The organism is Planctomicrobium stercoris, assembly GCF_051465655.1.
Taxonomy (GTDB): domain Bacteria; phylum Planctomycetota; class Planctomycetia; order Planctomycetales; family Planctomycetaceae; genus Planctomicrobium.
The window spans coordinates 5,190,775-5,206,435 of sequence record NZ_CP195791.1 but is presented as its reverse complement, the minus strand read 5'-3'; the positions used below and the strand labels follow the sequence as shown (position 1 = coordinate 5,206,435).

Sequence of the window (15,661 nt, the reverse complement as noted above, 5' to 3'; positions counted from 1 at the left end):
CACATGTTCTCACTTCATTCCTGCCTGCGGACATTGTTTGCGACGCTGTTTCTCTGGCTTTCGCTATCGTCACCGGGGTCCTGCGAAGACGAAAAACCATCGCAGCGTGGAGATGTGCTGGTGATCATCGGCTCGCCTGGAACGGATGAATATCACGCTGAGTTTCTGCGCTGGGCAGATCACTGGAAGGAGGCGGCGAGTGCCGGGCAGATGCGATTTCGTCTTCTGGGCGGAAGAGCGGATGAGGCGACGCTCCCCCGGCTGCGTGAAGCGATTGCGAGTCTGCAGGAAGAAGAACAGCTGCCTGCGTGGATCGTGTTGCTCGGACATGGGACGTTCGACGGCCTCGTCTGCAAGTTCAATCTTCCCGAAGCGGACCTGCAGCCCGAAGACCTTCAAAAAATGATCGAGCCGCTCAAGCGTCCGCTGGCAATTCTCAATTGTGCTTCTGCCAGTGCTCCGTTCGTGAATCAGTTGTCGGCGCCGGGGCGGGTCGTGATCACCTCTACCAGCAACGGGAATGAGATCAACTTTTCGCGATTCGGAGGGTTCCTCGCAGAGTCACTTCAGCATCCGGAAGCGGATGTGGATAAAGATGGACAGGTCTCGTTGCTGGAAGCATTTCTCCGGGCAACACGTTTGACGGAGAACTTCTATACGGCCGATGGGCGGCTGGCGACAGAACATGCTGTTCTGGATGACAACGGCGACGCTCAGCCAGTTCCCGGAAGCAGCTTCAAGGGAATTCATCCGGTCAGTCGAAAAGCCGTTGCCGGAGTGTTCGAGGATGGAGTGGTGGCACACCAATGGGTTCTTGCTCCCGGCGCGGACGATCTGTCTCTCTCTCCCGAAGTTCTGGCGAAACGTCATGAACTCGAGCGACAGATTGCGGAGCTGAAGAAACGGAAATCAACGATGAACGAAGATGACTACTACGCTGCTCTGAAGCCGCTGTTTCTGGAACTGGCCAGAACACTCACCGCACCAACGCCTGCAGACGAGTGATTCGAAATCGGTCTCGTTGCGGGCGAAGGTCAGGGAAGCGATGGCGGGCTGCTACTTCGTTTCGTGGACTCGCAGGCCGCACGCAGCTCTGGCCCGGGCGAGCACTTCCTGGGCTTTTGCCCGGGCTTTGGCGGCACCTGTTCGGAGTACGTCTTCCACTTCGTCCGGCCGGGCTTCGAGCTGGGCCCTGCGCTCACGGGCTTCGCTGAAGTATTCCATCGCTTTGTCGTAGAGCGTCTGCTTCGCATCACCATAGCCCATTCCCCCAGCGCGGTATCTGGCTGCGAGGGCTGCCTGTTCTTCGGGATTTGCGAAGAGTTTGTACAGGTCGAAGATGGAGTCGTTGTCCGGGTCCTTGGCTCCTTCCACGGGGGTAGAGTCGGTCTTGATTGACATGAACTTCTTACGAAGCTGTTTGGGAGTTTCGAAAATTCCAATCGTGTTGCCGTAGCTCTTGGACATCTTTTCGCCGTCGGTTCCTGGCACTTTGGAGGTGGCAGCGATCACATGGGCTTCAGGCAGCACGAAGACTTCGCGTTCGTAAATGTGGTTGAAACGCAACGCGAGGTCGCGGGTCACTTCCAGATGCTGGACCTGGTCGAGTCCGACGGGAACGAGATTGCTGTCGTAGGCCAGAATGTCGGCCGCCATCAGGACCGGATAGGTGAAGAGCCCTGCGTCCGCAGCCAGTCCCTTGGAGATCTTGTCCTTGTACGCGTGGCATTTCTCCAGCAGGCTCATCTGTGTGACCGTCATCAGCAGCCACATCAGCTCGGAGACCTCGGGAATATCCGACTGGCGAAACAGCGTCGCCTGTGCCGGGTTAAGACCCAGTGCCAGCAGGTCCAGAGCAGCGTCCAGCGTGTTCTGCTTGAGTTCTGCCGGATTGCGGACGGTTGTCAGCGCGTGCAGATCCGCGATGAAATAGAATGCCTGGTCATTGTGCTGCAGGTCGATGTACTGCCGGATGGCGCCGAAATAGTTTCCCAGGTGAAAGCGACCTGTCGGCTGGATCCCGGAAAGCACTTGCATCGAAAAATTCCTTCAACTGAACCGAAACCCCGGTGAACGGGGGAGACTTGAAAGTGTGATGAGATTTGAATGCACGTGCAATCTTTCAATCCCCCGGTGGGGTTTGTTGACGCCTTCTTGCATTGCCTCATACAGTCGACACGCAGAATATTGTATGAGTTCTGAAATTGCACTGAGTTCGAAGCGGATGTGTCCATGAAGTGTTTCCGAAGTGTGCTGATGGCTGCTGTGGCAGCTGTGTTCGTTTCCAGCGGGATCGTTTTTGCTCAAACCCCCTTCGAACTGAAAGATGGTGACCGGGTCGTCTGGATCGGCTCGGAATTCACCGAACAGGCCACGAAACACAACTTCGTCGAAGCGACTCTGACAGCCCGGTGGCCGGAACGCCGGATCACTTTCCGCAATCTTGGCTGGGCGGGCGACAACCCGACCGCAGTCGCGCGCGGCTACTTCAACGGTGCGGAAGAAGGATACAGACGCCTGCAGGAAGAGCTGACCCGTCTCAAGCCGACCGTGATCTTCCTGGAATACGGGGAAACTTCTGCCTATGACGGAGAGGCAGGGATTCCTGCCTTCAAAGAGCAGATGCAGAAACTGATCGCGGATCTCAGGAAACTGACCGACCGGATCATTCTGGTCTCTCCACCTCCGGCTGAGAAACTGGCAGCTCCACTGCCGGATCCACAGCAGATCAACCAGAACCGCGCAGCCTATGCGGCGGTCCTGAAGGAGATTGCCGAGAAAGAAAAACTGCAATACATCGACATCTTCACTCCGCTGCAACGCGCCCTGAGCGAAGCGGGTGGGGATCATCTCACCACCGATACGCTGCGATACAATCGGGAAGGCTATGCCGCAGCCGCCCATGCCACACTCGGCGCGCTGCTCGTAAGCGGGTTTGCCGGTCCGGATTCGCAGGAAGAACTGCGGGAACTGATCCGCCTGAAGAATGACCTGTATTTTCATCAGTACCGGCCGCAGAACGAAACGTATCTGCGGGGATTCCGCAAGCATGAGCAGGGGCAGAATGCAAAAGACATTGCTGCCTTTGAACCGCTGATTGAAGCTGCCGAAGAGAGAATTGCAGATTACGTTCAAGGAAAGTCGGTTCCTGTGACAGCTCCCACGCTTCCTCCACGGGAACTGGATTTCAAAGCTCTGACGCCGCAGGAACAGCAGGCGCAGTTCAAGATTGCTGAAGGTCTGGAGATTGCACCGTTTGCTTCCGAGCCGATGGTGAAGAATCCGATTCATATGAATTTTGACGGGAAGGGGCGGCTCTGGGTTGCCACCAGTCCGATCTACCCGCAGATCCGCCCGGGGGCTCAGCCCAGCGACGAGATCATCATTCTGGAAGACACCGATGGGGATCACGTTGCGGACAAGTGCACGGTCTTTGCCGACGATCTGCTGATCCCCACCGCGGTTCTGCCTGATGAACAGGGGGGAGCCTACGTCGCGAATTCCACCGAACTCCTGCATCTGATGGACCGTGACGGCGACGGCCGCGCTGATGAGCGACGCGTGCTCCTCTCCGGTTTCGGAACCGAAGATACGCATCACATTCTCCATACCTTCCGCTGGAGTCCCGATGCGCTGCTGAGTTTCAATCAATCGATCTACATACACAGCCATCTCGAAACTCCATATGGGGTGAAAACGATGCTGGGATCCGGCATCTGGCGTTACCGCCCGGAGACAGCTCGCGCCAATACCGTGGCATTCGGAATGGTGAATCCCTGGGGGCTGATCTTCGACCGCTGGGGTCAGAGTCAGTCCACCGACGGGGCCGGTGGCGAGGGGATTTATTACGTGTTCCCCGGAGCGGCCTACCAGACGGCAGTCGGTTTTGACCGAATCATGCCGGGGCTCAATCCAGGACAGCCGAAGTTCTGCGGGCTGGAGATCATCAACGGGCGTCATTTCTCGGACGAATATCAAGACACGCTCGTCGCGGCCGATTTCCGGGGGAACAGACTCTGCCGGTTCCGCCTGTCCGAAGAAGGTTCGGGTTACGTGTCTCGTCAGCTGGACGATCTGCTGTCCTGCGAGGACCGCGCGTTTCGTCCCGTCGATGAAAAGATGGGACCGGATGGAGCACTGTATATCGCGGACTGGCATAACCCCATCATCAACCACGGCGAAGTCGATTTCCGTGATCCACGTCGCGACGACCGGCATGGCCGCATCTGGAGAATCACAGAGAAAGGCCGGGAGACTCCCGCCCGTCCGAACTTCTCGGACGCAACAGTCGATCAACTGGTTGAACTCCTCAAGTCTCCTGAGACCTGGACACGTCATCTGGCCCGGGTCTATCTGCGACACAAGGATCCAGAGGATGTCGCAAAGGCTCTTGGAAAATGGCTGGCTGGGATCAAGCCGGACGATCCCCAGTTTGAACAGCTTCGCCTCGAAGGGCTGTGGACCTACCAGTCACAGGGGAGTGTTCCGCAGGAATTCCTGCTGGCGATTCTGAAGTCATCCGATCACCACGCCCGCGCGGCGGCCGTTCGTGTGCTCTCTCAGTCGACGTACGAAAACTACGGACTTCCCGCTGATTTTGATGCACTCTCCTTGCTGCAGGAGGCGGTGAAAGATTCGCATCCTCAGGTTCGACTGGAAGCCGTGAACGCACTGCGCCAGATTCCCGATGCGAAGTCAGCCGCTCTCGCCCTGGCGGTTCTCGATCAGCCTATGGACAGCTGGCTCGACTTTGCACTCTGGTCGACCATTCGCACACTCGAACCGGTCTGGGGGCCACAGGTCATCGCAGGGACAGCAGCCTTCTCCAGCGAACCTGCGAAGTTGTTGTTCGCCTTGAAGTCGACCGAGCAAGCGAAGTTCACACCGGTGCTGATGGACCTCCTCACATCCGGGAAAGTTCCCGCTGATCAGAAAGGGGCCGTTCTGGGGATGATTGGCAAGTACGCCAGAGCGGGTGAGGCTCGTGTTCTGTTCGACCGTGCTGTCTCGACCCCTGAAGAGCGGGATTCGCTGCTGGGGGCCTTGATCACACTCTCCGAGAAGAGACAGATCACTCCAGCAGAAGACCTGTCTGCAATCGAAACCCTGTTTGATAATCCACAGGCTGTTGTCCTGGCTGGACTCTGGAAGCTCGAAAAGCTGCAGCCACGACTGATCGCGCTGGCGGAAGATGCCACTGCTCCGCTGCCACAGCGGTTCGCCGCCATTCGCGGCCTCATCTCGATGAACTCCCGTGAAACACTGGAGAAGCTGGCTGCGGATCCTGCCACTTCGTTTGCCGTCCGGCAGCGAGCCGTCGCTGGTATCCAGTCACTCGATACGGCTGCCGGAGCTGCTCTGGCTGTGAAGTTGCTGGCAGCTGCAACGCCGGATGATGAAGCAGAACTGAACGCGTTTCTCGACAGCATCCTGGCTCCGAAGGATGGACCGGATCAACTCGCGAAGGCGCTGCAGGGGACTCAGTTGCCGGAAGCTGTCACAACAACCGTGCTGCGGAAGGCAAGTTCCGCCGGGGCTCGTGGTGAGAAGCTCAAGGGAGCCCTCAATGGGGGAGCAGGGATGCCTGCCGCTGCCCCGAAAATGACTCCAGAGGAGATTGCCGAACTTCTGGCACGAGTGAAAACGCACGGAAACGCGGCCAACGGTGAAGTCCTGTATCGACGCAAGGATCTGGCCTGCCTGAGCTGCCATTCCATTGGCGGAGCGGGGGGGCAGGCTGGACCGGACATGCTTTCACTGGGAGCAAGTTCGCCGGTCGATTACATCCTTGAATCACTCCTCAATCCTTCAGCGAAGATCAAGGAAGGGTATCACACCAACACCATCGCCCTGGAAGATGGCAAGATCGTATCCGGAATCATGGTTCGCGAAGGGGACACGGAGATCGTGATCCGCGACGCCCAGAACAAGGAAATCGCCATTCCGAAGGATGAAATCGATGAGCGTGCGACCAGCCCAACCTCACTGATGCCCGCTGACCTGACCGCCAAGTTGAACCGGAACGAACTGCTCGATCTTGTGGTCTTCCTGTCCTCGCTGGGGAAAGAAGGTCCTTACAAGGTCCCGCAAAACCGGTTCATTCGTCGGTGGCTGACAGAAGATCAGAACGTCGTGCTCAGCCGCGTGAACGGGTCGCTGCCGATGTCTGATCTACCCGGGGGGAAAGTCGCCTTTGAAGTGGAAGTTTCGACTCCCGGAAAGATTGGCCTGAAGGTGCATGATCCTGCGGGACTGAAGCTGACTCGTCCGGGACTGGATCAGACCTGGCAAGGGGAAGTCGTGGAAGTCGATCTGCCGGCTGGCCGTCAACGCTTTGAAGTCGAGATTCCAGCCGGTCGGTTGTCCCCGTTGCAGGTCGAGGTGATTGACATCGCCGATGCCGCCGGCCGGGCCGAACCCGCGAACCGATAGTCTCGTGAGAGAAAATGCTCATCAGAGCACGAAGCGTGAGCGAGTGCACCTCCACGTGAAATGCACTTGCTGACGCAGCGTGCTCTGAAAAGCAGAACATTCGCTTCAGCTGAGATTCATCGAGTTCAGGAACTCGTCGTTGGTCTTGCTGCGCCGCATGCGGTTGGTCAGCAGTTCCATCGCTTCGACGGGGGACATATCGTTGAGCACGCGGCGGAGAATCCAGACGCGGCGAAGTTCGTCTTCACCCATCAGCAGTTCTTCCCGGCGTGTTCCCGACTTGTTGACGTCGATTGCCGGCCAGATGCGTTTCTCGACCATGCGTCGATCGAGGTGCAGCTCGGTGTTGCCGGTCCCTTTGAACTCTTCGAAGATGACTTCGTCCATTTTGGATCCGGTGTCAACCAGAGCAGTCGCGATGATGGTCAGGCTGCCCCCTTCTTCAACAGCCCGCGCTGCTCCGAAGAACCGCTTGGGATGCTGCAGGGCATTGGCATCGACCCCCCCAGTGAGAATCTTTCCGGAGTTGGGACATTCCGTGTTGTACGCGCGGGCGAGGCGTGTAATCGAATCCAGAAAGATAATGACGTCGTGTCCGTACTCGACCATGCGCTTGGCTTTTTCGATCACCATTTCGGAGACCTGAATGTGCCGGCTCGGCGGTTCATCGAAGGTGCTGGAGATCACTTCACAGTGACTTCCCTTTACCTGCCGTTCCATGTCGGTCACTTCTTCGGGCCGCTCATCGATCAGCAAAACGATGACGTAGGCGTCCGGATGGTTTTCCAGCACAGCCTTGGCGAGTTTCTGCAGCAGCACCGTCTTTCCGGCTCGCGGAGGTGAGACGATCAGTCCACGCTGGCCCAGTCCGATCGGGGCCACGATATCGACCGTGCGCGTGCTCAGTTCGGCCGGATCATTCGAAAGGCGCAAGCGATCCTTCGGATGCAGCGGTGTCAGGTCATCGAACGGAACTTTCTCTGGAACCAGATTCGGATCGGCTCCGTTGATCGCTTCGACCCGCAGCAATGCGAAGTAGCGTTCGTTTTCTTTAGGGGGACGGATCTGTCCGGCGACAGTCGCTCCGGTGCGGAGTCCGAACCGTCGAATCTGGCTGGGCGACACGTAAATATCGTCCGGGCAGGGGAGGTAATGATAGTCCGGGCTGCGGAGGAAGCCGAAACCGTCGGGCAGGATCTCGAGCGTTCCTTCGCCGAACATCAGGCCGTTCATCTTTGTCCGCTCTTTGAGAATGCGGAAGATGAGGTCCTGTTTCTTCAGACCAGCGACTTCGTTGACGTTCTCACGACGGGCCAGGTCGATGAGTTCCTTCATCGTCATCCGCTGCAGCGCAGCGATATGGATGTCCCCCCGTTTGGCGTCTTCATAGCGCTCGTCGGCGGGGTCGTATACCCCCTCGAGATCTCCGTCGTGCTGAGTCTGTTCGAGCGTCGAGTGAGCAGGCTGCTCCGTGGAAGTCGGTTTGGGACGCGGATTGTTGGAAGATGTGGTCTTAGGCATGTCGTCCTCGACAATTCGAATCGGTAGGAGTCTTGAGGTGCGGGTGTTCGGTCAGCTGCTGAAGAACTGCCCCGGAAACATCAGTGTTGAATGAGTTGAAATGTCTGTGTTGTTTATCTTTCGCGGGATGCCGGCTCGGCTTCGGCCTCATTCACGAGGTGAAACCGTTGACGGATCCAGTTTGCAGCGGTGGTGGCCGCTGCTTCAATGTCCCCTGTGTTTTTGACGATCAGGTCGGACCTGGCCTGCTTTTCCTTCAGGCTCAACTGACTGGACTCGCGACGGGCAAGTTCCGCAGGTGACCAGCCTCGTGAGGCGACCCGAGCCTGGCGGACCGCATCCGGGACGTCGACGTAAATGACGGCGTCGCAATCATTGGACCATCCCGCTTCAATGAGTAAAGCGGCATCCAGGAGAATAATGTCGCAATCCATCCGGCTCTGGTGCCCTTCGAGCTGTTCGACGATATCCCGTCGGATATGCGGGTGAACAATTGACTCCAGCTGTTTGCGCGCTGCCAGTTGCTCACTTTCCGCCCCGAAGACCCGCTGGGCCAGCTTTGACCGGACGACGTTTCCATGTTCGTCAAAGATTTCCGGGCCGAATGCCGTCTTTAACGCTGCAATGACGTCTGGCCGGGCCAGCGCACGATGACCGGCACTGTCCGCATCCAGTCGACCGCATTGAAAATGGTGCATCAATGCATTCGCGAGGGCGGACTTGCCTGAACCGATTCCACCAACGATTCCGATGACCGGAATCCGCGCGGCGGACATATCTGCCTCTTTATTGAATAGTGGGGAGTGGGGATATCGAAACGGAGTGAAACGAGATGGGTTTTGATTCTCACGCACAACCGTCAGATTGAATCCGCCATCGCAGGCCGGGAACAATACTGACTTTGATCCAGTTTGGTGAATCGAGTGACTTCGACCGGCAGGGGGCCCTCATCGGCGTGATGTCATGAGTCTCCCTGACTCTGCTCCACAGCTGATCAACGTGCGATCATGATTTGCCGGAATATTCGTCAAGCTCGAGACAGACTGTGGGTGTTCGTTCGTCAATCGTCGCCGACAATCACGACGATGTCAATCAATACGTGGGAAAATTCTGTATCCAAGGGCTCGGACGCAGAATCGGATTTCACCCAAATTCTTTCCCGCATCCGACACGAACTCATGGAACTTTTCGGCGGGAAGGTTTATCTAAGAGGTCAGTGCGCGGCTGTTGGAGCCGTCATGACTGAAGAGACCGTTTCCCGTCCGCTTCCCGGCGACGGTGAAACGCGGGCAGGCGAACATCGCTTCAAGTCGTGACCAGTCGCGTTTTCGCGTTGTGATGGAGTCGAATTGCGAAGGAAAGCCATGTCGCTGCTGCTCAGTTTCCCGGGATTCAAAACTGCCTGGGTCCGCTTGTCTGCTGTCACCCTGACCCTTGCCTGCACCGGGATGATCTTCCTCATGGCTGCCGAGCCCTCACCTCAGGATCAACGTCAACAGGCGGAGAAGCTCCAGAAGGACGGGAACTACCAGGATGCTTATGTCATCTTCGAGAAACTCGCTCTCGATCCGAAAACCGATCCACTCCTGGCTCCCGAAGATCTGCGGCAGGCTGTGAACTGTCTTCAACAGCTTCAGCGACAGTCGGAGTATGATGCCTTATTCCAGAAGGCCATCGATGCTCATCCTGAGGATTGGCGGATTTATGCCAAGGCAGCATCTCTCATTGACAACGCCGAACATTACGGTTTCATCGTGGCTGGGGAATTCTCCCGGGGAAATCAGCGTGGGGGTGGAGCGTTTGTGAACACTTGGGAGCGGGATCGCGCTCAGGCCATCATCTGGATGAATCAAGCGCGACTCAAACTCCCGGAGGATCTCCCTGGAAACGAAAAGGCGAACTTTTACTTCCAGTTTGCGAACCTGCTCGCACTGCAAGGGCAGCAGGCCTGGCAGCTGCAGGACCTGACCAGTCTTGAGACGCTCCCCGATTACCCGGAAGCCATTACTGGACGTGGGCGCTTCCGCGGCGGATTCGGAGGTTACGGAGGAGGCGAATCTCGCGGGGCTCCGGTCGACGAGCAAGGCAACCCCATCTTCATTCAGATCCCCGAATCGTTCGATGCTGCGAAGACAGATGGTGAACGATGGCGCTGGTGCCTGCAGCAGATGGCGGAATTCAACCCCGCCATGAAGAACCAGTCCCGGTATCTGTTCGCGACATTTCTTCATGGACAGTTCGGTGTCCAGACATTGCAGCAGTGGGGCATCTCGTTGCCGAGAAGTTCCGAGAGCAGCAAACCAGACGATGAGGGGACATGGTCACTTCCCGGTCTGAAAGATGATGAAACGATTGCCCGTCTGGCAAATGGTGTGAAGCGATTTTCTCTGCCGGATGAGTTCAACTTCATTAAGATCTTCAAGGACATCGCTGGAGACGCGAACGGCTCGGACCAGAGTTATCAGCAGCAGTCGCTGGATGCTCTGGCCAGCATCTTCGAAAACCGGCAGCAGTACCCCACAGCCGCCAAATACTGGCAGGCGAGTCTGCAACGTTTCCCCCAGCAGCCTGAAGGACGCAAGGCCCGTCTTGACCAGATCATCAAAGCCTGGGGACAGTTCGAACCGGTGATGAGTACCGCTGCCGGAAGTGGGGCGACTGTCGACTTCAAGTTTCGAAATGCGAAGTCTGTTTCCTTCGAAGCCCACCGCATCAAGATCCCGGAACTGATCGGCGACGTTCAGAAGTATCTGGAGACGAAGCCGCAGGAACTCGACTGGCAGAAGATGCAGATCGGCAACATCGGCTACCAGCTGGTGAATCAGAACGACCGGAAGTATCTGGGCGAGAAAGTTGCCGACTGGTCTCTTGAACTTCAGCCGCGTGAGAATCATTTCGATCGTCGGATCACCGTGACGACTCCGCTGCAGAAGGCGGGAGCCTATCTCGTCACCGCCAAAATTGCGGACGGCAATACGACCCGCATCATTCTTTGGCTGAACGATACCGCGATCGTCAAGAAGCCTCTCTCCAACAAGATGCTTTACTACGTAGCGGACGCCGTCACCGGCAAACCGGTCAACCATGCTCACGTGCAGTTCTTCGGCGGGAAGCAGGAATATGACCAGAACGCCAAGAAGCCCCGGATACTCACCCAGAAATTCGCGGAGTTCACCAATCCGGACGGCATGATCGTGCTGGACGAAAAGATTGCCCAGCCGAACTACCAGTGGCTCGCGACGGCGAAGACTGATGACGGACGATTTGCATATCTGGGCTTCAGCGGAATCTGGTACTCGAAGATCGATGATCCTCGCTACAACGAAGCCAAAACCTACATTGTCACTGATCGACCGGTGTACCGTCCTGACCAGAAAGTGCAGTTCAAATTCTGGATCCGTGAGGTGAAGTACGATCAGAACCAAGGTTCGAAGTTCGCCAAACAGAAGTTCCAGGTGAAGATCAACGACCCGCAAGGGACAGAAGTCTTCAGCCAGGTGTTCGAAACGGATGAGTTCGGTGGGCTGGCTGGTGAGTATGCACTTCCTAAACAGGCCGCGCTGGGAAGCTATCAGATCTACCTGGATCCCAATTTTCGAAATGGACTTACGGGCTTAGGAATTGGTCTGCAACCGGTCCATGGCTCAAACCAGTTTCGTGTCGAGGAATACAAGAAGCCGGAATTTGAAGTGACGGTTGACGCTCCAGAGAAGCCGGTGCAGCTGGGGGACAAGATCACCGCCACGATCAAGGCGAAATACTATTACGGGGCACCGGTCACCAGCGCCCGTGTGAAATACAAAGTCGAACGATCGACGCACGACACGACGTGGTTCCCGTATGACCCCTGGGACTGGCTGTACGGCAATGGGTACTGGTGGTTCTCCCCGGATTACAACTGGTACCCCGGCTTCCGTGCGTGGGGCTGCATTGCTCCCCGCCCCAGCTGGATCCACTGGAATCAGAATCCGCCGGAACTGATCCTCGATCAGGAAGTGGAGATCGGGCCGGATGGAACCGTCCAGATTGAAATCGACACGTCGCTTGCCAAGGCTCTGCACAGCGATCAGGACCATGAGTATTCCATCTCCGCGGAAGTGACGGATGCCTCGCGCCGCACGATTGTCGGCAGCGGGAAGGTGCTGGTCTCTCGTGAGCCATTCAAGATCTTCGCCTGGACGAATCGCGGCTACTACAACGTCGGCGACAAGATCGAAGCGAAGTTCCAGGCCCGTTCGCTGGACGGGAAAGGAATCGCTGGTGCCGGAAAACTGCAGCTGTTGAAGATTACTTACAAGGACGACAAGCCGGTCGAGACCGTGGCCCAGGAATGGGATCTTTCCACCAATGATGAGGGGCTCGCCGAACAGACAATCACTGCCAGCGAGGGGGGGCAGTATCGACTCTCTTTCAAACTCCCCAGCGGTGAAGAAGGGAAGTTCATCGAAGGGGGCTACCTGTTCGTGATTCGCGGACAAGGCTTCGACGGATCACAGTTCGAATTCAACGATCTCGAGCTTGTCGCTGACAAGAAGACGTATGCTCCGGGTGAAAAAGTCCGGCTGATGGTCAACACCAATCGTGTCGGTTCGACCGTGCTGCTGTTCGTGCGCCCAACCAACGGCATTGCCAAAACGGTGCCGAAGGTCTTGACCCTGACCGGCAAGAGCACGCTGGTGGAAATCGACGTTGAGGCGAATTACATGCCGAACTTCTTCGTGGAAGCGATCACCGTCAGCCAGGGGAAACTTTACGATCAGATTCAGGAGCTGATGGTCCCGCCGACTCAGAAAGTTCTGAATGTCGAAGTGGTCTCTTCTTCCGAAAGTTATCTGCCCGGAGCAAAGGCGGAAGTGGAAGTCAAAGTGACCGACCTCAAAGGGGAACCGGTCGTCGGAGCGGTGCTGCTCAGCGTGTATGACCGGGCTGTCGAATACATCTCCGGCGGGTCGAACGTCACGGAGATCAAGGAGTTCTTCTGGAAATGGCGTCGGTCGACGAATCCCAATTCCGAAACGAACCTGCAGCACTGGTTCCACCAGCTGCTCGCGAATAACGAGACGGGCATGCAGAACCTGGGAGTGTTCGGAGGAGAGGTTGCTGATAGAGATCAAAACATCGCCATGGCCGGAGTTCCGGTTCGCAGCCTCGATAAAAGTCTGAGAGGAGGGATCAGCGGCCGCATGCAGATGATGAACGAAATGGCAGCCCCAGCAGCCGCTCCTTTGGCGAGTTTCGCCGCCGACGCTGCCATGGAGAAATCCGCCAACGGAGCTGCTGCGGGTGGGGGAGGCGACATGGTCGCACCGACGGTCCGCACCAACTTCGCAGACACCGCGTTCTGGAAGGCAGACATCGTCACGGACAAGTCCGGCATCGCGAAGGTGACCTTCGACATGCCGGAGAATCTTTCCAGCTGGAAGATCCGCGCCTGGGGACTGAGCGGCGGAACCGACGTCGGTGAAGCAACCCGCGAAGTCGTCACCGCCAAGAATCTGGTGGTCCGTCTGCAGGCTCCGCGATTCTTCGTGGAAACAGATGAAGTGGTCCTTTCCGCCGTCGTTCACAACTACTTGAAGACCGAGAAGGAAGTGAAAGTCGAACTGGCATTGGAAGGGGAAACGCTGACGCTGATGGACGCTGTAGGCGACTCAACCTTCAACCTTAAACCTTCAACCACCATCACCATTCCCGCTGGTGGCGAACACCGCGTGGACTGGAGAGTCAAAGCAGTTCAACCCGGCAACGCGACCATCACCATGAAGGCGCTCACCGATGAAGAGTCGGACGCGATGCAGATGACTTTCCCCGTGATCGTGCATGGCATCCTGAAGACAGAATCGTTCAGCGGGGTGATTCGTCCAGACGTTGAGACTGGCGTTGTGGAATTCACCGTGCCGGAAGACCGACAGCCGGAGCAGTCCCGCATCGAAGTTCGGTACTTGCCGACACTGGCCGGGGCGATGGTGGACGCTCTGCCGTATCTGGTGGATTATCCGTATGGCTGTACCGAGCAGACATTGAATCGCTTCGTGCCGACGGTGATCACGCAGCACATCCTGCTGGATATGGGACTCGACCTGAAAGCGATTCAGGAAAAGCGAACGAATCTGAACGCTCAAGAGATCGGCGATCCAGCTGAGCGGGCGAAGCAGTGGAAACGGTTCGATCGTAATCCCGTGTTTGATGCCGACGAGGTGGCAGCGATGGTCAAGACCGGGGTGAAAGACCTCACCGCCATGCAGAACAGCGACGGCGGGTGGGGCTGGTTCTCCGGATTCCAGGAACAATCGTACGCCCACACGACAGCTGTGGTCGTCCACGGTCTGCAGCTGGCGGTGAAGAACGACGTCGCCCTGACCGAAGGGGTGCTGGAAAACGGGATCGCCTGGTTGAAGAAGTATCAGGCTGAGCAGATCGCACTGCTGCAGGAAGGGGAACGCCATGAGAAGGATCCGGAACGCAAAGAGAGATTCAAGACTCAATGCGACGACATGGATGCCATGGTCTTCTCCGTGCTGGTCGACGGCAAAGTGGTGGAAGCCGAGATGCAGCGGTTCCTGTACCGTGATCGATTGAAGGTCTCACTGTACTCGCAGGCTCTGCTCGGGCTGGCGTTGCACGAGATCGGAGCGATCGAACAGCGGGACATGATCGTCAAGAACATCGATCAGTTCATCAAAGTGGATGAGGAAAACCAGACCGCGTTCCTCGATCTGCCGAACAACAACTACTGGTGGTACTGGTACGGGAATACCGTCGAAGCGAATGCCCAGTACCTGAAGCTGCTCACCCGGGTGAATGTCAAAGACCCGAAAGCTTCCGGACTGGTCAAATACCTGATCAACAACCGCCGGCACGGGACCTACTGGAACAGCACTCGCGACACCGCCTATTGCATCGAAGCTCTGGCGGAATATCTGGTTGCTTCCGGGGAAGGGAAACCGAACATGCAGGTTGAAGTCTGGCTGGATGGGGAACTCAAACAGACCGTTGAGATCACCCCGGAAGTCCTCTTCACCTTTGAGAACGGTTTCATCCTGGAAGGGGAAGCAGTTACCGCCGGCAAACACAAGCTGGAACTCAAACGAAAATCCCTGACCCCTGACCCCAATTCCCTGTCTCCTCTCTACTACAACGCCTACGTGACGAACTTCACTAAGGAAGAATTCATCACCGCTGCGGGTCTGGAGATCAAGGTCGGGCGGAAGTATTACCGGCTGGTTCAGGACAAAGAGGCCACCAAAGCGGTTGCGGGCGACCGGGGCCAGGTGATCGATCAGTCGATCCTGAAGTACAAGCGGGAGGAACTGAAGAGTCTGGAGGAAGTCGTCAGCGGAGACCTGATCGAGATCGAACTCGAGATCGATTCCAAGAACGATTACGAGTATGTGGTCTTCGAAGACATGAAGGCTGCCGGTTGTGAATCGGTCGACCTGCAGAGCGGTTATACCTCCGGGGGACTGGGAGCCTACGTGGAGTTTCGCGATCAGAAGGTCGCGTTCTTCCTCCGCCAGCTGGCTCGCGGGAAACATTCCGTCTCTTACCGTGTTCGTGCGGAAATCCCGGGACAGTTCAGCGCGCTGCCGACCCAGGCCCACGCGATGTACGCTCCGGAACTGCGAGCGAACTCGGACGAGATGAAGCTGCGGATTGAAGATCTCCCGAAGTCTGCGGAAGGGAATTGAGTTGTCCGGAACGTGATGCC

General features: G+C 57.1%; 6 protein-coding genes. 3 read left to right on the top strand and 3 right to left on the bottom strand.

Annotated features, from left to right (window positions below; all coding sequences use genetic code 11):
* Positions 1 to 3: 3 nt before the first annotated feature.
* Complete coding sequence (locus SH661x_RS20985) at positions 4 to 1,005, top strand: hypothetical protein (RefSeq protein WP_437225713.1); 1,002 nt, start codon at positions 4 to 6, stop codon at positions 1,003 to 1,005.
* A gap of 51 nt (positions 1,006 to 1,056) precedes the next feature.
* Here the strand turns inward: SH661x_RS20985 and trpS are convergent, their stop codons facing one another.
* Complete coding sequence (trpS, locus tag SH661x_RS20980) at positions 1,057 to 2,037, bottom strand: tryptophan--tRNA ligase (protein WP_437225711.1); 981 nt, start codon at positions 2,035 to 2,037, stop codon at positions 1,057 to 1,059.
* Between the two features lie 195 nt (positions 2,038 to 2,232).
* Here trpS and SH661x_RS20975 point away from each other — a divergent pair, with 195 nt between their 5' ends.
* The gene (locus tag SH661x_RS20975) at positions 2,233 to 6,432 is read left to right on the top strand and encodes a PVC-type heme-binding CxxCH protein (RefSeq protein WP_437225709.1); all 4,200 of its coding nucleotides are present in this window, start codon (positions 2,233 to 2,235) and stop codon (positions 6,430 to 6,432) included.
* A gap of 105 nt (positions 6,433 to 6,537) precedes the next feature.
* On the opposite strand, the gene rho is transcribed toward SH661x_RS20975, so the two are convergent.
* Both rho and coaE read right to left on the bottom strand, forming a co-directional pair.
* On the bottom strand, positions 6,538 to 7,953 hold the full coding sequence (gene rho, locus SH661x_RS20970) for a transcription termination factor Rho (protein WP_437225707.1): 1,416 nt from the start codon (positions 7,951 to 7,953) through the stop codon (positions 6,538 to 6,540).
* Between the two features lie 113 nt (positions 7,954 to 8,066).
* Entirely contained in the window at positions 8,067 to 8,729 is a 663-nt protein-coding gene (gene coaE / locus SH661x_RS20965) for a dephospho-CoA kinase (protein ID WP_437225705.1), read from the bottom strand.
* 588 nt (positions 8,730 to 9,317) lie between these two features.
* Here coaE and SH661x_RS20960 point away from each other — a divergent pair.
* A complete protein-coding gene (locus tag SH661x_RS20960) occupies positions 9,318 to 15,641 on the top strand; it encodes an alpha-2-macroglobulin family protein (protein WP_437225703.1) in 6,324 nt (2,107 codons plus the stop codon).
* Positions 15,642 to 15,661: the final 20 nt, after the last annotated feature.

Coding starts and splice junctions, on each gene's coding strand:
- SH661x_RS20975 (WP_437225709.1), top strand. CDS start 2,233: ATGAAGTGTTTCCGAAGTGTGCTGATGGCTGCTGTGGCAGCTGTGTTC.
- SH661x_RS20985 (WP_437225713.1), top strand. CDS start 4: ATGTTCTCACTTCATTCCTGCCTGCGGACATTGTTTGCGACGCTGTTT.
- coaE (WP_437225705.1), bottom strand. CDS start 8,729: ATGTCCGCCGCGCGGATTCCGGTCATCGGAATCGTTGGTGGAATCGGT.
- rho (WP_437225707.1), bottom strand. CDS start 7,953: ATGCCTAAGACCACATCTTCCAACAATCCGCGTCCCAAACCGACTTCC.
- trpS (WP_437225711.1), bottom strand. CDS start 2,037: ATGCAAGTGCTTTCCGGGATCCAGCCGACAGGTCGCTTTCACCTGGGA.
- SH661x_RS20960 (WP_437225703.1), top strand. CDS start 9,318: ATGTCGCTGCTGCTCAGTTTCCCGGGATTCAAAACTGCCTGGGTCCGC.